The 17751-nt window shown below is 59.9% G+C and carries 19 protein-coding genes; 14 read left to right on the plus strand and 5 right to left on the minus strand.

All coding sequences use genetic code 11. The annotated features are described in order from the left end of the window. Positions 1 to 6 precede the first annotated feature (6 nt). Positions 7 to 1176, minus strand: a complete 1170-nt coding sequence (locus MWU38_RS12340) for a PQQ-dependent sugar dehydrogenase (RefSeq protein ID WP_247272116.1) — start codon at positions 1174 to 1176, stop codon at positions 7 to 9. Here MWU38_RS12340 and MWU38_RS12345 point away from each other — a divergent pair. From MWU38_RS12345 to MWU38_RS12365, 5 genes are all read left to right on the plus strand, one after another. Then, positions 1175 to 1813, plus strand: coding sequence for a ribonuclease HII (locus MWU38_RS12345; protein ID WP_247272117.1), 639 nt, complete (start codon positions 1175 to 1177; stop codon positions 1811 to 1813). The two genes, MWU38_RS12340 and MWU38_RS12345, sit on opposite strands and share 2 nt — an antisense overlap. 42 nt (positions 1814 to 1855) lie before the next feature. After that, positions 1856 to 2779 (plus strand): calcium/sodium antiporter, encoded by a 924-nt coding sequence (locus tag MWU38_RS12350; protein WP_247272118.1) that lies wholly within the window; start codon positions 1856 to 1858, stop codon positions 2777 to 2779. After that, a complete protein-coding gene (locus MWU38_RS12355) occupies positions 2779 to 3255 on the plus strand; it encodes a RimK/LysX family protein (protein WP_247272119.1) in 477 nt (158 codons plus the stop codon). The genes MWU38_RS12350 and MWU38_RS12355 overlap by 1 nt, the downstream gene beginning before the upstream one ends. Continuing rightward, positions 3252 to 4157, plus strand: coding sequence for a 30S ribosomal protein S6--L-glutamate ligase (gene rimK / locus MWU38_RS12360; protein ID WP_247272120.1), 906 nt, complete (start codon positions 3252 to 3254; stop codon positions 4155 to 4157). Before MWU38_RS12355 ends, rimK begins: the two co-directional genes overlap by 4 nt. 242 nt (positions 4158 to 4399) lie before the next feature. Beyond that, entirely contained in the window at positions 4400 to 5554 is a 1155-nt protein-coding gene (locus MWU38_RS12365) for a site-specific DNA-methyltransferase (protein ID WP_281494672.1), read from the plus strand. A gap of 28 nt (positions 5555 to 5582) precedes the next feature. Here MWU38_RS12365 and MWU38_RS12370 read toward each other — a convergent pair whose 3' ends face one another. Next, complete coding sequence (locus MWU38_RS12370) at positions 5583 to 5927, minus strand: hypothetical protein (protein ID WP_247272121.1); 345 nt, start codon at positions 5925 to 5927, stop codon at positions 5583 to 5585. A 332-nt stretch (positions 5928 to 6259) separates the two neighbouring features. Here MWU38_RS12370 and folP point away from each other — a divergent pair, with 332 nt between their 5' ends. Next, a complete protein-coding gene (folP, locus tag MWU38_RS12375; protein WP_247272584.1) occupies positions 6260 to 7399 on the plus strand; it encodes a dihydropteroate synthase in 1140 nt (379 codons plus the stop codon). A 42-nt stretch (positions 7400 to 7441) separates the two neighbouring features. Here folP and MWU38_RS12380 read toward each other — a convergent pair whose 3' ends face one another. The 3 genes from MWU38_RS12380 to MWU38_RS12390 form a co-directional block, all read right to left on the minus strand. Then, complete coding sequence (locus MWU38_RS12380) at positions 7442 to 8212, minus strand: SDR family oxidoreductase (protein ID WP_247272122.1); 771 nt, start codon at positions 8210 to 8212, stop codon at positions 7442 to 7444. A 107-nt stretch (positions 8213 to 8319) separates the two neighbouring features. After that, positions 8320 to 9099: an SDR family oxidoreductase gene (locus MWU38_RS12385; RefSeq protein ID WP_247272123.1), complete on the minus strand. Its 780-nt coding sequence runs from the start codon at positions 9097 to 9099 to the stop codon at positions 8320 to 8322. 135 nt (positions 9100 to 9234) lie between these two features. Beyond that, positions 9235 to 10629, minus strand: a complete 1395-nt coding sequence (locus tag MWU38_RS12390; protein WP_247272585.1) for a sigma-54 dependent transcriptional regulator — start codon at positions 10627 to 10629, stop codon at positions 9235 to 9237. Between the two features lie 394 nt (positions 10630 to 11023). Between MWU38_RS12390 and MWU38_RS12395 the strand changes: the two genes are divergently transcribed. The 8 genes from MWU38_RS12395 (at position 11024) to MWU38_RS12430 (ending at position 17666) form a co-directional block, all read left to right on the plus strand. Further along, positions 11024 to 11146: an aa3-type cytochrome c oxidase subunit IV gene (locus MWU38_RS12395; RefSeq protein ID WP_247272124.1), complete on the plus strand. Its 123-nt coding sequence runs from the start codon at positions 11024 to 11026 to the stop codon at positions 11144 to 11146. Between the two features lie 12 nt (positions 11147 to 11158). Further along, positions 11159 to 12283, plus strand: coding sequence for an NAD(P) transhydrogenase subunit alpha (locus MWU38_RS12400; RefSeq protein ID WP_247272125.1), 1125 nt, complete (start codon positions 11159 to 11161; stop codon positions 12281 to 12283). A gap of 4 nt (positions 12284 to 12287) precedes the next feature. Continuing rightward, a complete protein-coding gene (locus MWU38_RS12405; RefSeq protein ID WP_247272126.1) occupies positions 12288 to 12575 on the plus strand; it encodes an NAD(P) transhydrogenase subunit alpha in 288 nt (95 codons plus the stop codon). Between the two features lie 56 nt (positions 12576 to 12631). Further along, entirely contained in the window at positions 12632 to 14029 is a 1398-nt protein-coding gene (locus MWU38_RS12410; protein ID WP_247272586.1) for an NAD(P)(+) transhydrogenase (Re/Si-specific) subunit beta, read from the plus strand. Between the two features lie 7 nt (positions 14030 to 14036). Continuing rightward, entirely contained in the window at positions 14037 to 14399 is a 363-nt protein-coding gene (locus MWU38_RS12415; RefSeq protein WP_247272127.1) for a hypothetical protein, read from the plus strand. A gap of 62 nt (positions 14400 to 14461) precedes the next feature. Then, entirely contained in the window at positions 14462 to 15646 is a 1185-nt protein-coding gene (locus tag MWU38_RS12420; protein WP_247272128.1) for a parallel beta-helix domain-containing protein, read from the plus strand. Next, positions 15646 to 16665 (plus strand): SO2930 family diheme c-type cytochrome, encoded by a 1020-nt coding sequence (locus MWU38_RS12425; RefSeq protein ID WP_348646898.1) that lies wholly within the window; start codon positions 15646 to 15648, stop codon positions 16663 to 16665. Before MWU38_RS12420 ends, MWU38_RS12425 begins: the two co-directional genes overlap by 1 nt. Next, positions 16662 to 17666 (plus strand): alpha/beta hydrolase, encoded by a 1005-nt coding sequence (locus tag MWU38_RS12430; RefSeq protein WP_247272129.1) that lies wholly within the window; start codon positions 16662 to 16664, stop codon positions 17664 to 17666. Before MWU38_RS12425 ends, MWU38_RS12430 begins: the two co-directional genes overlap by 4 nt. Positions 17667 to 17751: the final 85 nt, after the last annotated feature.

Genomic DNA, 17751 nt, shown 5'->3' on the forward strand with positions numbered 1-17751 from the left:
CCAAGCTTACATGGAAAGCCGCAGGATCGAACCTTCATCGGTGGCGACCCAGATGCTGCCGTCGGGGGCCACATCGAGCGAACGCACGCGGCCATCGACCGGATAGCGTGCCGCCTCGCTTGCGTTCTCACCGTCGATTTCAACGCGAACAATCGCGCGGCTGGAAAGCCCGGTGATCAAGGCATCGCCCTGCCAATCGGCGAACATATCGCCTGTATAGAACTGCATATCGCCTGGCGCGATTACCGGGGTCCACCAGATCGCCGGCTTGTTGAAGCCGTCGTCTGGCGAGTGGTCGGTGATCGGATCGCCATCGTAATGTTCGCCATAGGAACGCTCGGGCCAGCCGTAGTTGGCGCCTTTTTCAACGAGGTTCAATTCATCGCCGCCAGCAGGGCCATGCTCGACATCCCAAAGGCGGCCTTGCGCATCCCAATCCATGCCCAGAATATTGCGGTGGCCATAGGACCAGATTTGCGCCGTCACGCCGCCTTCGTCGGCAAACGGGTTGCCTTCGGCGGGCGTCCCGTCAAGATTGAGGCGCACGATCGAACCCAACGTGTTCGTCCTGTCCTGAGCGGGCGTCAGCTTCTGCCGATCTCCGCTTGCAATATACATATGGCTTTCATCGGGAGAGAATGTGATGCGGTGCGAATAGTGGCCGCGCCCTTCCACTTTGGGTGACTGGCGCCAGATCACTTGAAGACCCTCAAGTGCGCAATCTTCCATCGAGGGGCAGGCAAGCGTGCCTTTCCCGACAACAGCGCCGCGTGTCTCGCCATCGTCGCCAAATTCGGCCCAGCTCAGATAGAGTGTGCGGCCATCGACGCTCGAACCCGCTTCGCTTGGCAGGAAGGCAATGTCGCCCAAACCGCCCTGACCGCCAAACGCAACATCGGGTGCACCGGCAACGGTGGCCGAAGTGCCAGAGGCGGTGTCCATGACCTTGAGAGTGCCCTCTTTCTCGGTCACGAACAGCATTTGAGTGCCCGGCGCAAATTCGATTGCCCAAGGCTTTTCAAATTCGCCCATCTGCGTGATGGAAAGCTCTCCTGCGGAGACAGCGCCATCGGTTTGGGCAGTTTCAGGAGTTTCCCCGGTTTCCGCATAGGCGCAGCTTGCGAGCGCGAGCGTGGGGAGAGACAAGGTAGCGATCAGCTTTGGAAGAGTGTTCATGTGTAGGCAAACTCCTGAACTTTCAAATAGTGCCCCAAAAACCGCCCGCGCGCCGATCATTATCGGGGTCGATGAGGCCGGGCGAGGGCCATTGGCAGGGCCGGTGGTGGCCGCTGCTGTTGTTCTGGGCGACGTCATACCGGGCGGCATTACCGATTCCAAGAAGTTATCAGCCAAACGGCGCGGGATACTTGACGGGGAACTTCGCGAAAGCTGCCACTGGGCGGTCGCTGTGGTGGAGCCGGAAGAGATCGACGCGGTCAATATCTTTCAGGCGACCATGCTCGCGATGACGCGCTGCGTGCGCGATGTGGTGGCAGACCTTGATGCGCTGCCGGAAATGGTGCTGATCGATGGAAATATGACGCCGCACGGGCGGTGCGCCGAATGGTGCTGGCCCGCGCGTGCCATCGTCAAAGGCGATGCGAAGGAGCCGGTAATCGGCGCTGCCTCGATCATCGCAAAGGAATGGCGCGACCGCATGATGCTGGAGGCGGCAATCACACATCCCGAATACGGATGGGAGCGCAATAAGGGTTATGGAACCAAAGAGCATCTGGATGCTTTGCAAGAACATGGCCCAACCCCTCTCCACCGTCAGAGTTTTGCACCTGTTGCCCAAGCCAGATTGCTCTGACCGCGCTTGCTTTAGCGGCGCAAGGCGTTAGGCGAGCACGCGATGTTGACTGCAATTCTTCTGAGTCTGGCGGGCCTTGTGGGGCTTGCGATTGGCGGCGAACTTCTCGTGCGCGGCGCGGTGGGTATTGCCCAGAAGCTGGGCGTATCGACCCTGTTCACTGGCCTTGTGATTGTCGGCTTTGCCACCTCCATGCCCGAAATGGTCGCCAGCGTTCAGGCAAGCCTTGCAGGCTCTCCCGAAATTGCATGGGGCAATATTGTCGGTTCAAACCTTGCCAACACGCTGCTTATCCTCGGGGTGTCGGCTCTGGTTGCACCCATTGTGCTCACCGGCACGGGTCGCCGTGATGCGGTGGTTGCCTTGGGTGCGACGCTGCTTTTGTGGGGGCTCGCGCTTTCAGGTGCGGGATCGCGGTGGATCGGATTTGCGCTTTTGTTCGGGATCATCGCTTATATCGTGTGGCGTTACCGTCATCCGGGGGCGGCCATGCAGGAAGAGGAAAGCGAGGACGGCCCGCAAAACGGGGTGATCGCAACCGCGCTTTTCGTCGTGGGTCTGGGCATTCTCGTATTGGGCGGCGATGCCCTTGTGACCGGCGCGATTGCGCTGGCGACCATATTCAAGGTGCCGGAAACCGTGATCGGTTTGACCATTGTGGCGGTTGGCACATCGCTTCCCGAACTCGCCGCTTCGATTGCCGCCGCGGTTCGCGGGAAATCGGCGCTCGCGCTTGGCAATGTGGTGGGCTCCAATATCTACAACATCCTGCTGATCGGCGGAGCGACGATGAGTATTGCGCCTTTCGCGCTTCCGGGTGAACTTGCGGGACTGCAAATGGCGCTGCTCACGGCAAGTGCGGCGGGGCTGCTGGCGCTCCTCTGGATGGCGAAGAAAATCGGCCGGGCACTGGGCGCAGTTCTGCTTGCCGCCTTCATCGGCAATGTCGTGCTTGTTTTTGCCTGATGGATAAGCCCGCAAAAGACCCCAAGGATACCCCCGCCAAAGATGTGGTAGGCTGGCGCGAAATGGTCGCTTTGCCGGAAATTGGCCTCGACCAGATCCCGGCAAAGATCGACACCGGTGCGCGCACCTCTTCGCTCCACGCCGAAGTTCTCGAAGAGATCGAGCGCGAGGACGGACGTTATGTGCGCTTTGCAGTCGATTGGGACGGGGTGCGCCATGAAGGCGTTGCCGTCCATGTCGACGTGAGAGGCATCACCAGTTCCAATGGCGAGACGCAGCGGCGTTATGTCATCAAGACACCGGTCAAAATCGGTGATAAGGAATTCAAGGCCGAAATCAGCCTTGCAGACCGCTCTGACATGGCGTTTCCGATGCTGATCGGACGCACGGCATTGCGCCGCCGTTTTCTGGTCGATAGCGGCCATTCCTGGCTCGCGTCGCCGGGCAAGAAGCGCAAGAAAGGACCAAGCCTGTGAAGATCGCCATGCTGGCACGCAACCCCAAGCTTTACTCGCATCAGCGGCTGAAGGAGGCGGCTGAGGCGCGCGGGTACGAGCTTGATATCCTCAACACCACGCGCTGCAATGTGAACATTGCAAGCCATCGTCCCATCGTCACATACGACGGCAAGACGCTGACGGGCTATGACGCGGTGATCCCGCGCATTGGCGCCTCGATCACTAATTACGGCCTTGCCGTGCTGCGCCAGTTCGAGATGCAGGGTGTGTGGCCCCTCAACGAAAGCGTCGCGATCGGGAGAAGCCGGGACAAGCTGCGCTCGATGCAGATCCTGTCCAAGTACGGGATAGGCCTGCCACTCACGGCCTATGCCAATGATCCCAAGGCCGCCGAAGAAATCATCAAGGCGGTCAAGGGTCCGCCGGTGGTGATCAAGCTGCTCGAAGGGACGCAAGGGATCGGGGTGGTCTTGGCCGAGACCATGTCGAGCGCAAAGTCCGTGATCGAGGCCTTTCGCGGGGCCAACGTCAACATTCTGGTGCAGGAATTTATCGCAGAAGCCGGCGGCACCGACATTCGCGCTCTGGTCGTTGGCGGCAAGGTTGTTGCCGCGATGAAACGCACAGGCGCTGCCGATGATTTCCGCAGCAATCTCCACCGCGGCGGCAGCGCCCAGCTGATCAAGATCACGCCTGAGGAACGTTCAACCGCCGTGCGCGCGGCAAAGCACATGGGACTGAATGTGTGCGGCGTCGATATGCTGCGCTCCAACCATGGCCCGGTGATTATGGAGGTGAACTCTTCGCCGGGGCTTGAAGGCATCGAGAAGGCCAGCGGCAAGGATGTGGCGGGCACGATCATCGATTTTATCGCATCACACGCCAAGGCGGGAAAGACCAAAACCAAGGGTCGCGGTTAGGCGCCAGCTTTATTCGCATTTGAGCAAAATCTGAGTCCTCCACGCAACACCCCCACATCTGGAGTCCCGCTTGGTTGAAGGGACTCAACATTGTGTGGGGCCCCGTTTTGTTCCGCGCCGCACTTGGGGGCGTTTACTAAGCATTCACCATAAGAGCCCAGAAACTAAGCGCTTGACGCAGAGTCCAAAGGGACTCATCCCCTGTGGATAAGTTTGGCGAATAGTGACCTCTGGGGCGAATTATGGGCGTGATCGAAACAACAAAACAGCGTGCGAAGCGGGCGGCAAAACCAACCGCACAAGACGTGCGCGCGCTGCTGCCACTGGGGCAAATCCTCGATGGCGATTGCATCAAAGCCATGCGGTCGATCCCTGACAATTCGATCGACCTCGTGTTTGCCGATCCACCCTATAACCTCCAGCTTGGCGGCGATCTTAATCGGCCCGATGGCTCGGAAGTGGACGCTGTCACCGATCACTGGGACCAGTTCGAAAGCTTTCGCAGCTATGACAAATTTACAAAGGCCTGGCTGATCGAGGCAAAGCGAATTCTGAAGCCCGACGGCGCATTGTGGGTGATCGGCAGCTATCACAATATCTACCGCGTGGGCGCGATCCTTCAGGACATCGGCTTCTGGATTTTGAACGACATCGTATGGCGCAAGACCAACCCCATGCCCAATTTCAAGGGCACGCGCTTTACCAATGCGCACGAGACATTGCTGTGGGCGAGCCAAGGCGAGAAATCGCGCTATCACTTTAACTACCGCGCGATGAAGACGCTGAATGACGAGCTGCAAATGCGCTCTGACTGGGTGCTGCCGATTTGTTCGGGCAACGAGCGATTGAAAGAGAACGGCTCGAAGGTTCACCCGACGCAGAAACCCGAAAGCCTTCTTTACCGCGTGCTGCTCGCAACGACCGAGCGCGGCGATGTTGTGCTCGACCCGTTCTTTGGCACTGGCACGACCGGCGCAGTGGCAAAGCGTCTGGGCCGTGAATGGATCGGCTGCGAGCGTGAGGGCACCTATCGCAAGGCTGCATTGAAGCGCATCGAAAAAGAGCTGCCTTTGGACGAAAGCGCGCTCACCACCATGCAATCGAAGAAGGCCGCCCCGCGCGTGGCCTTCGGCGCGGTGGTGGAAAGCGGGCTCATCAAACCCGGTTCTCAAATCTTTGATAAAAAGCGCCGCTGGTTCGCGACCGTGCGCGCCGATGGCTCGCTCGAATGTGAAACGCCGAAGGGCAAATTGCAGGGTTCAATCCACGGCGTGGGCAAGGACCTTCAGGGCGCACCATCGTGCAACGGCTGGACCTTCTGGTATTACGAGGATGGCGGCGAGATGAAGCCGGTTGATGCCGCGCGCGAGCTTTATCGCCTCGCCAACGAGGATTAACCCGCTCACTGCGGGCGCGTCGGGATCGCTACTGCGCAGACTGAAGGCTGCGTTCCTTGCGCCGCCGGCCAAGCGCGATGCTGACCAGTGCAAGCCCCAGGAGCGTGAGAACGCCGGGAGCAGGCACATCGCTGCTGCGCCCCGCGCTTGCGGACGAGCCAGCCGCCCCTCCCGATGAAGAGGACCCCGATCCTCCTGATGAGGTTGACGTGATCGGGCCAGAAGCGGACGATTGCGTCATGGCCGCCTTGCTGTTTGCGCCGTCAAAGATAAAGCGGTCGCCCGCGCTGTTATCGGCCAAAGCAGGAGACGCCGCCAAAAGGGCCGCCGAAACTGGAACCGCCAAACCTAGGGCAAATACCGATTTGTTCATTTAACCTTGCACCTGTCATCAACGCGATTGCGAGGGTTAAGCAGGTTGCGTGCCAAATACTTAAATCGCCGCGTTTCAGAGGCTTGCAGCCTTAACCGCAGCGATGGTCGGCCTTTATGTGTAAAGTTTACCGACGCAACATGGTTGATGCGGCGCGACTTGCCCTCACATGCGTCCTTGCCACCTGTCCTACCGTCTTTGGTCTTGCTAATGCTGCGAAATATGCAAACCCTTGGCACTTCGACGACGACTTTTCCGCCTGTCCTTTGCGCAAGAGACTTTTGCGCTCTTGAACAGTGTCTCATGTGTCTCAAACCGGACCCGATCACACTATGACCGCTAATATCTACCTCCACCCCATCGGCCTATCGAATGCACCTCAAACCGAAAGCACAGGTGATGGGCCGGGCGCGATCCGTTTGGCGGGGAGCATGGTCTATGCCAGCCGCTTTGCCGTGGTCGTGCGGGAAGAGGGGAAGGTGATCCACCGGCGGGTGTTCGGCTTGAAAGACGCAAGCGAGGCTTTGGGGGAACCGGGCGGCGCTCTCACCTCAGAGGCGACACGCCAGTGGGCCAACCTTCAAAAAGTGCACGCGCCCCTCACATTGGGAGAGCGCACCGTGCGTCTCGACCAGCCGCAGATCATGGGCGTTCTGAATGTTACGCCCGACAGCTTTAGCGACGGTGGCGAGTGGTTGGAGAAACCCGACGCAGGCCGCGCTCACGCCGCAGCCATGGTCGAGGCGGGCGCTGCGATCATCGACATTGGCGGGGAAAGCACACGGCCGGGCGGAGCGGCGACATTCGAAGGCGACGAGATCGAGCGGGTGATGCCGGCGGTCGAATATTGCGCGAGCATGGGCGCAGCGATCAGCGTTGATACACGGCGCGCCGGCGTGCTGGAGGCGGCGCTTGCCAAAGGTGCGCACATGGCAAACGATGTGTCTGCCCTGCGATATGACCCGCGCATGATTGACCTGGTTGCAGGGGGCGGGTGTCCTGTGATCCTGATGCACGCTCCGGGCACGGGCGAGGATCTGCATTCGAAAGAGGGCCTTTCGGGCGGCGATTATTCCGATGTGGTGAGCGATGTGTTCGACACGCTCAAACACCAGCGCGAAAAGGCGATTGCGGGCGGGATTGCAGAAGATCGCATCATGCTCGATCCCGGCATCGGCTTTGGCAAGACGCTGGGTGAAAACCTGCAGCTTATCAACGCGCTACCGCTGTTTCATGCGCTTGGCTCACCCCTGCTTCTGGGGATGAGCCGCAAGCGGATGATCGGAGCCTTGAGCCGCGAAGAGGGCGCGCATGAGCGGCTCGGCGGGTCGATTGCGCTGGCCATGGCGGCAATGAATGCAGGCGCGCATATGCTGCGCGTGCACGATGTGGCCGAGACGGTTCAGGCAAGGAATGTGTGGCGCGGAATGCGCGATGCGGCGCTGACCGATTTCAGCCAGTTGCCCCTATGACTCGCAACGTGACCCGCAATGTAGTTGGTAGTGTAGGCTGCCTCAGAGCGTGAAGCCGCCATCGCTGACCAGCACATGGCCAGTGATATTCGAGCCTGCATCGCTCAGCATATAGAGGATGGTCCCTGCGATTTCCTCTGATGTGGCGAAACGCTGGTTCGGGGTGGTCTTGGACATGCGCTTGATCGTTTTGTCGCGGCCAATGGCCTTGACGCTAGCGTTGAAGTCCTCGCCCGTTTCCCAGATCGCAGTGTCGACCCCGCCGGGTGCAATGGCGTTGACGCGGATATTAGCGCCTGCATTCTCCATCGCGGCAATGCGCGCCATGTGAGCGACCGCCGCTTTTGCAGGGCCATAAGGACCGATGCCGGGAACAGGCTTCACCCCGGTCGAAGAGCCGGTGATAACCGCGCTCCCGCCTGTATCCTTGCCGTTTGCCTTGATCGCGCGAAGTCCAGCACGAAGCGTCAGAAACGCGCCGTCGAGGTTGATCGCCATGACCCGGCGCCATTCGTCAAAGGAAAGCTCATCAATCGCGCCAAACCCGCCAACGCCGGCGTTCACGACGACATGGTCGAGGCCTTCAAGCTTTGGTTGGATCGCGTCCCAAAGCGCCTCGTCAGCAACGCTGCCAGTGACGCATTCGACTTCGCAATCAAGGTCGAGTGCCGCCATGCCTTCGGCGTCAACATCGACAAGGATGAGCTTTGCCGCGCCCCGCTCAGCCAAAAGCTTTGCGCAAGCAGCGCCAATGCCCGAAGCAGCGCCAGTGACGAGGACGTTGCGTCCATCGAAGTCTTTAACAGTGTCCATGGCAGCGTGCCTAAGGTCAAACAGCCATGAAGTCGAGCGCCGTTGAAGCGAAGCATCGCTGACAATTGCCAACTCGCCAGCGCACCACGCATTCAACCGCCTTTCGCCTAGCCCGGGGAGGCTGCGCTGCCTGCCAGAAGCCCTCCGTCGAGGGTAAGCTCGCTTCCGGTCATATATGCACTGGCATCGCTCGCAAGATAGACCGCAAGGCTCGCTACCTCCTCAGGCGTTCCGAACCTTTTGAGCGGCGTATCCGCCACAAAAGCGTCCATGTTGGCTTCGCGTTCAGGGCCATTGCCAAGCATCGGCTCCCATATTGGAGTGAGCACGGCAGCCGGATGGATCGAATTGCAGCGCACCTTCCATCCCTGCTGAGCTGCATAGAGGGCAACGGATTTGGAATGATTGCGGACCGCGGCCTTCGACGCGGCATAGGCAGCAGCGCCCGGTATTCCGACAAGACCCGAGCGCGAGGAAATGTTTATGATCGATCCTTCACCCTTGGCGCGCATCGCACCAAGGGCATAGCGGCAGCCAAGAAAGGTGCCATCTGTGTTCACCGCATGAACGCGGCGCCAATCCTCCAGAGAAGCATTCTCTGGATCATGGGGACCCGTCTCCTCTTCGAAGCCGGTAATGCCTGCATTGTTAACCATGACATCAATCGCAGGAAACGAAGCGGCGAGCTTGCTCCAGTCATCCTCGCTGCGGACATCAAGCGCGTGGAAAGAGCAGCCGATTGCCTCAGCCGCTCTCCTACCTTCGTCGGTATCGACATCGGTGAGAACGACATCAGCGCCTTCGGCTTTAAAGGAGGCGCAAATAGCATAGCCGATGCCGCGCGCACCGCCTGTTACGACGCAAAGCGCGCCATCTAGAATAGACATAAAGAAAACCTTGGAAAAAATCAGGAACACAAAAGCGAACGACGAGATGCGTCGCCGATGAGTATTGCTGTCCGCCTTAGCGGTTGCGCTTGTTCACTTGATCTACTCCCAGCTGATCTCGGGCAGATAGCTTATTTATGCTGCGTTGTCGATACCAAGGTCCGATAGCTTGCGGTAAAGCGTCGAGCGGCCAATGCCTAAGCGGCGCGCAACCTCCGTCATGCGGCCCCTGTAATGCCCGATGGCAAGGCGGATCACGTCGGCCTCGATCTCTTCGAGCGGGCGCAGATTGCCATCCTCGGTGTAGAGCATGACGCCCACGCCTTCTTGTTGGGCGGAAAGGCCGGGGCTTTCCAGCTCGCCGATCATTTCGGAGAGTTGCGGGAAGCTTTCAGCGGTGAGTGTGTCGCTCTCGCAGTAAACGGCGGCGCGGAACAGTACCGATTGCAACTGGCGAACATTGCCCGGCCAGTCATAGGCGGCAAGCAGCGCCAGCGCGCTGTCAGAGATGGACAGATGGGTAAGGCCGGGTTGCTCGCCAATGCGCGCAAGGAAATGGCGCGTGAGCGCGGAAATGTCGCCGGTGCGCTGCTTCAGTGGCGGCAGGGTGATCCTGGTCGCGCCAAGCCTGCTTGCAAGCCCTGCGTCGAACACGCCGCCTTCGACAAGCGGTTCCAGCGCCATGTTGCTGGCGGACAAAATGCGTACATCGACACGGAAGCCGTGGGCCGCGCCAACCGGACGCACAATGCCCGTTTCAAGCGCGTCGCGGATGCGCTCCTGCACCGCGATCGAAATGCGGTCTATCTCGTCGAGGACAAGAGTGCCGCCGTCGCAATGTTGCAGCGCGCCGATCTGGCGATCGAATGCTCCGGGAAAAGCGTTGGGTTCATGCCCGAACAGCACCGATTCGACAGAGTTTGGCGGAATGCTGGCGATGTTGATTATGCGAAGCGGCTCTTTTGCGCGGGGCGAGGCTGCGTGCATGGCGCGCATCAGCATCTCTTTGCCGGTGCCGCTTTCGCCTTGGATGAGAGCATGGGAATGACCGCGCGCAGCCTTTGCCGCCTGGGCAAGGGCGGTGCGGAAAGTCGGCGCGGTGCCGATCATTGCGTCGAAATCGAGGCTCGCCGACATTTTTTCGGTCAGCGGGGCAAGCTCATCGCGAGGAGCCTCTTGGGTGGTAACCGCGCGAAGCGCCTCCATCAGCCGGTCGGGCGAGACGGGTTTGACCAGATAATCGCTCGCGCCTGCGCGCATCGCCTCGACTGCGAGCAGCGGGGATGCGCTGGTGGTAAGCATAAGTATGGGAAGGGCGGGGCGGCGTTCTTTCAGTTCGGCGATGAGCGAGCAGGTATCATCGCCCGGTACCCATTGGTCGAGCAGGATGGCTGACAATTTCATGCCTTCGCGCGTGCCAAGCATCGCAATCGCGGTTTCCGCATCGCTGGCGACCACAGTGCGCCATCCATCACGCGCGGCAATCGCAGAAATCAGGCGGCTTTGGGCAGGTTCATCGTCGATGAGCATGACGATGCGGGCGTCGCCTTGCGATTCGCCACATTCGCCAACATCGTGGCCAAAGCCACTACCCGCCTCGCAAACGGGCGTGATGTCAGCGGTTTCGTCGCTCTGCGCCATAAATGTCGGCCCTGATTCTTCCAAGCCCCGGCAAGCGTCCCGGGGTGAGACGAGGGACCGGGCTTAACGGAGGCGGGTAAAGACTGAATTAAGGCTGTTGCGCGTTGCGGGATGTCCTGCAATCTGCACGGCATCGATGGCCTATGGAATTTGATGGGTTGAGCAATGCAAAACCCTTCGATACGAGGCTTGGAAATAAACATCCCCGGCTTGATGCCTCTTTCGCAACATTGCGAAAAAATCGAGGCCAATTCGGGCAAATATATTTGAAAGGGTACATACCATGGCCGCGAATGACATCGACAACGCGCGCTCCACTTACGAAACTTTCATGGGCACGCTCAAATGGACCGTGCCACTCATTGCGATCATTGCGTTTATCGTTGTGCTGATGATCGCGCCATAAAGGCAAAACTTCATGAAAATTGCTGTTCTGAAAGAGCGCAGCCCGGGCGAAACGCGGGTTGCGGCCACTCCTGAGACTGTCAAAAAGTTTATCGGGCTTGGCAATGAATTCGCGGTGGAGAAAGGGGCGGGCCTTGCCGCTTCGATCACCGATGAAGCCTACGCCGAGGCCGGTGCAACGGTCGGCACGGCGGCTGCGACGGTCAAGGACGCTGACATTGTGCTCGGCATCCAGGCTCCCGATGTGGCGAGCCTCAAGGGTGCAAAGGCGGGCGCGATGGTCGCTGCACTTTTTGACCCCTTTCAGAACGGCGATCTTCTGGACGCCTACGCCACGGGCGGGTTCGAGGCGCTTTCGATGGAATTCATGCCGCGCATCACCCGTGCGCAGTCGATGGATGTTCTCTCGAGCCAGTCGAACCTTGCCGGCTATAAGGCGGTCATTGCCGCTGCCAACACATATGGCCGCGCCTTTCCGATGATGATGACGGCTGCCGGCACGGTTCAGGCGGCCAAATGCTTTGTCATGGGCGTTGGCGTTGCCGGCCTTCAGGCAATTGCAACCGCAAAGCGTCTGGGCGCGCAGGTTTCGGCGACGGACGTTCGCTCCGCCACGAGGGAACAGATTGAAAGCCTCGGGGCAAAGCCGATCTTCGTTGAAAGCGTTGCCGGGATCGAGGGCGAGGGCACCGGTGGCTATGCGACCGAGATGAGCGATGAATACAAGGCGGCGCAGGCAAAGCTTGTGTCCGAACACATCGCCAAACAGGACATTGTGATCACGACCGCACTGATCCCCGGACGCGCAGCGCCAGTGCTCATCACCGATGAGCAGATCGCGACGATGAAGCCGGGCAGCGTGATCTTTGACTTGGCCGTTGCGCAAGGCGGCAATGTCGAGGGCTCCGAACCTGACAGGATCGTGGACAAGCATGGTGTGAAGATTGTCGGCTATGCCAACACGCCCGCGCATCTTGCAGCAGACGCCTCGGCGCTGTTCTCGCGCAACCACTTCAATTTCCTCTCGGCCTTCTGGGACGGGGAAGCGGGCGCACCGATGCTCGACGAAGAGATCGGCGATGCGATCCGCCTGACCAAGGGTGGCGCGATCGTGAATGAACGGCTGAAGGGGGCCTGATCACATGGATTTCATCAGCATTCTATCCATTTTCGTGCTGGCGTGTTTCGTCGGCTATTACGTGGTCTGGTCGGTAACGCCTGCGCTGCACACGCCGCTCATGGCTGTGACGAATGCGATTTCCTCCGTCATCATCGTCGGCGCGCTGATCGCGGCGGCGGAATCGACCGATCCGATGGCCAAATATCTTGGCCTTGCCGGGGTTGTGATGGCCTCGATCAACATCTTCGGCGGCTTTGCCGTCACGCAGCGTATGCTCGCCATGTATAAGAAGAAGGAGAAGAAACAATGAGCTTCGACCTTCTCGCAGCCGCCGCCGATGGCTTGGGCGGCACCCCAGCATGGGCCATGCTCGCATATCTTGCAGCAGGCGTTTTCTTCATCCTCGCGCTTCGCGGACTTTCTTCTCCCGCCACAAGCCGTGCGGGCAACCGCAATGGCATGATCGGTATGGCGATTGCGCTGGTGACAACGCTTGTCACACACGACATCGCCAATATCGTTGAGATCGGCATTGCGATCTTCCTTGGCGCTATCGTTGGTGTCACCATTGCGCGCAAAATCGCCATGACCGCGATGCCGGAACTTGTTGCCGGCTTTCACAGCCTTGTCGGCCTTGCCGCCGTGGTCGTGGGTCTTGCGGCGTGGCTCAACCCGGGCGCGTTCGGCATCCTTGATGCAGCGGGCCAGATCCTTGTCGTCAGCCGGATCGAGCTTGGCCTTGGTATTGCCATTGGCGCGATCACTTTCTCCGGCTCGGTTATCGCTTTCCTTAAGCTGTCCGGCCGGATGAGCGGTTCTCCGATCCTTCTGCCTGCGCGCCATATCATCAACCTTGGAACGCTTGCGGCGATCCTCGGACTGATCGCCGTTTACGCGATGAGCGGGGCAGGCGGACCGGGTGAAGGCATGCTGATCGTGTGGATCACCTTGCTCGCTTTTGCCATCGGCTTCCTGCTTATCATCCCCATTGGCGGGGCGGATATGCCGGTCGTGGTTTCAATGTTGAACAGCTATTCGGGCTGGGCGGCAGCGGCGATGGGCTTCACCCTTGGCAACACCGCCATGATCATCACCGGTGCGCTTGTCGGCTCGTCCGGCGCGATCCTTTCCTACATCATGTGCAAGGCCATGAACCGTAGCTTCATCAGCGTGATCGCGGGCGGATTTGGCGCAGAGGATGGCGCAGGCGGCAGCGGCGAACCGCGCGAACAACGCCCTTACAAGCAGGGTTCGGCCGATGATGCCGCCTTCATGCTTGAACAGGCAGAGAAGGTCATCGTCATCCCCGGTTACGGTATGGCCGTGGCACAGGCCCAGCACGCGCTGCGCGAAATGTGCGACCTGCTCGAAGAGAAAGGCGTCGAGGTCAAATTCGCAATCCACCCTGTCGCAGGGCGGATGCCGGGCCACATGAACGTGCTCCTTGCCGAAGCGTCGGTGGATTATGACAAGGTGTTCGAGCTTGAGGATATCAACTCCGAATTCGCCACGGCCGATGTTGCCTTCATCATCGGGGCGAACGACGTGGTGAACCCGGCAGCAAAGACCGACAAGTCCTCGCCCATCTACGGCATGCCCGTGTTCGATGTGGACAAGGCAAAACAGGTGTTCTTCATCAAACGCTCGATGGGCGGTGTGGGTTATGCGGGCGTCGACAACGATGTCTTCTACATGGACCAGACCGTGATGCTCCTTTCGGACGCGAAGAAGATGGTCGAAGAGATCGTGAAAGCTCTCGACTAATCGGGCCATGCGCTACGTCCTTCTCTTCCTCGCCTTTCTTCTGGCGCTTGGTGCGTTCTGGGTGCTTGGCGGAGACAAGCTGGCGGAGAAGGTGACAGAGGCGCGCGTGGAACAGGCGCTTCTCGACAATGGTGTGCCCGCCGAGATGTCGGCGTGCATGGCACCTCGCCTCGTCGATCGCCTTTCCATCGCGCAATTGCGCAGGCTTGAACGCTTTGCTCCCGAAGAGGGCGAAACCAGCGTTCCGCTTTCCACGGGCGAGGCCATGGCGCGCCTTCGCCGGGTGGATGACCGCGAGGCGGTGGAAGAAGTCGTGATCGTTGCGGGCGGCTGTGGCCTTCAGATCGGGCTGGACCTGCTGAACCGCTAAGCCCGCTTGCAATTCTCCCTCGTGTTGCGCCACTATGCCCCGCGGATTGGGAGAGAATTCACATGATCAGATTTGCACTGGCCGCTTGCGCTTTGGCAACGGCTGCCCCCGTTTGGGCAGAAACCCACACGATTACGCCAGGCGAAGGCGCGCAGGAGCGTTTGCAAGAGGCGCTCATTCTTGCCGAGCCGGGTGATGAGATCGTCTTGGAAGCAGGGCGTTACTCACTCACCGACGGGCTTTCACTCGACGTTGACGGCGTGACCTTACGCGGCGCAGGCATGGATGGAACCGTGCTCGATTTCACAACCCAGGCGGGTTCGGGCGAGGGGCTTCTGGTGACGTCCGACAACGTGACCTTGCGCGATTTTGCGCTGGAAAACCCCAAGGGCGACGGGATCAAGTCCAAGGGCGCCGATCAAATCGTCTATCACCGCATCCGCGTCACATGGACCAATGGTCCCGATCCCGACAATGGCGCCTATGGCATCTATCCGGTTGAAAGCACCGGCGTGCTGGTCGACGGGGTGAAGGTTACCGGTGCCTCTGACGCTGGCATCTATGTGGGTCAGTCCAACCAGATCACCGTGCGCAATTCGATTGCCGAGGCCAATGTCGCGGGGATCGAGATCGAAAACAGCCGCAACGCCATCGTTGAAAACAACATCGCGACCCGCAACACTGGCGGTATTCTGGTGTTCGACCTGCCGGGCCTGCCGGTGATGAACGGCGGCAATGTGATCATTGAAAACAACCTTGTCGTGGCCAATGACACCGCCAACTTCGCCCCTCCCGGCAATATTGTCGCAGGCGTTCGCCGCGGCACCGGCATCATGGTGATGGCCAATGAAAAGGTCCTCATCCGGAACAACATCATCGACGAAAACCCCACCGCGCCGATCATGGTGATCGCCTATATCCAGGGGTTTGATGATGATCGCTACAACCCCTTTCCGCGCGAAGTGGTGGTGGAAGACAACACCTATGGCCGGGGCGGCGATGACCCCCAGATGGAAGGTGCCGAGATGTTGATGGCGGCTTTTGGCGGCGTTCTGCCTCCGGTGATGTGGGACGGGCAGGGCAGCCTTTATGCCGTGCCCGGTACCTCTGGTTGGTCACTCAATTTGAAAGAGCAGGGCAGGGGTCTCGAAGGCGCGGCTCCATCGCTGCTTAACGTTCCGGCACCGACGGGCGAATTTGACCGCACGGGCATTGGCGCGCCAGCTGAACTGGATGCGCGTATCTGATGAAAGGCTTGGGTCTTTTGGGCGCAGCGGCGCTCGCATTTGTTGTCTCGATTGCAGCAGGACAGGGCGCGGGCGCGGTTGCGCCACCGATGGTCAATGATGCGGCTATTCAGGGCGACACCATGCCGCGCAGCCTTGGTGATTACGGCTTTTTCCTCGATGCGGGCGCACGTCAACCGGTCGGGCGGGTGCACAATTATGAGCTCAATACCCCGCTCTTTTCGGATGGCGCGGACAAGCTTCGCTATATCTATCTGCCCGATGGGACGCAGCTGACCGCCGATGGTGAGGGCCTCCTAAAATTCCCTCTTGGAGCTGCGATCATCAAGACCTTTGCCTTTGGTGAGGGAGAGGACCGGCGTTACATCGAAACCCGCGTGCTGTTGCATCGCGCAGACGGGTGGCTGGCGCTGCCCTATCGCTGGAACGAGGAGCAGACCGAGGCTCGCCTCGCACTTGCCGGAGGGCGCGTACCGATAACCACGCCATCAGGCGAAGAGATCAGTTATCGCATCCCCAACAAAAACCAGTGCAAAGCCTGTCACGCGGTCGACGGCGAGGTTGTTCCCATCGGCCCCAAGGCGCGCAATCTGTCGGCCGGGTGGCTGGCGCAGATGCACGAAGGCGGCGCATTGGATGAGGTCCCGCATGGAGCAGGCACACTGCCTGAATGGAAGAACACCAGCGCCAGCACCAAGGCCCGCGCGCGCGCCTATCTCGATGTGAATTGCGCGCATTGTCACCGGCCCGGCGGCGGGGCATCGAACTCGGGGCTTGATCTTAGCTGGGATCAGGAAGTGCCCTTTGCGATCGGGGTGAACAAACCGCCCGTTGCCGCAGGACGCGGGGCAGGGGGACTGCTCGTCTCCATCGAACCGGGCGCCCCGGACAAGTCGATCCTTATTCACCGCATGAATTCAAACGAGCCGGGCGTTGCCATGCCGGAACTGGGGCGCTCCACCATCGACACCGAGGCGGTTGAACTGATACGCAAATGGGTGCGGGAGATGGGCGAATGAAATGGGTTATCCGTGGCGTTCTTGCGCTCGCAGTCTTGCTCGTCGCCGCGTTTCTGGTGCTGCGCGTTCCCGACACCGATCCTGGCGTGATGCAGGCACGCTGGGGCGGGGCGCCTTCCCAATTTGTCGAGATTGGTGACCGCGTGACAGTGCATCTTCGCGATGAGGGGCCCGAGAGCGAAGAAAGCGACGCCCCTGCGATCATATTGCTCCATGGCTCCAACGCGGACCTCCACACATGGGAACCCTGGGTTCAAGGGCTGAAGGACACGCACCGCGTCATCCGTTTCGATCAGGTCGGCCACGGCCTCACCGGACCAGACCCCGATGATGATTATAGCCGTGCCAACTATGCCAGCGATGTGATCGAGGTGGCCGACGCGCTCGGCCTCGATACCTTCATCCTTGGGGGCAATTCGATGGGCGGCAAGCACGCATTGTCTGTTGCGCACCTTTTCCCCGAACGGGTCGCGGGCCTGATCCTCGTCGATGCAAGCGGCGCGCCACAGGCGCAGGTCGAAGAATTGATGGACCCTGCCGAACTGGAAAAGGATGATGGCGGCAATATCGGTTTTGCCATTGCGCGTATGCCCGGCGTCAACTGGATAGCGCAGCACATCACCCCGCGCTCTTTAATCCAGCAGAGCCTTGAGCAAAGCGTGTCGAACAAGGCGATCATCACGCCGGTCATGGTTGACCGCTACTGGCAAATGTTGCGTTATCCGGGCAACCGGGCGGCCACGATGGAGCGGTTTTCGACCAGGTTCGAGCCGCTGGGTGTCAAAGATATCGAAGCGATCACTGCGCCTGCGCTTATCCTTTGGGGGGAAGAGGATCGCCTGATTCCGGTGGAGGCAGGCCAATGGCTCGACCAGGCTTTGCCCAATAGCGCGCTTGTGGTCTATCCTGATATCGGCCATCTGCCGCAGGAAGAAGCGGTTCAAGCAACCCTTCGCGATGTCAAAAGCTGGCTCGAAGGGTTCGATACGGGCTCATCTTAAATTCTTTTGCGCTATCTGACCGGCTTTGCGCCAAGATAAATGCACACCCTATGGACGCGAGGCGCGGTCTCTCGCTAGAGTTGTG

It is taken from the genome of Qipengyuania sp. S6317L1 (assembly GCF_023015615.1).
Taxonomy (GTDB): Bacteria; Pseudomonadota; Alphaproteobacteria; order Sphingomonadales; family Sphingomonadaceae; genus Erythrobacter.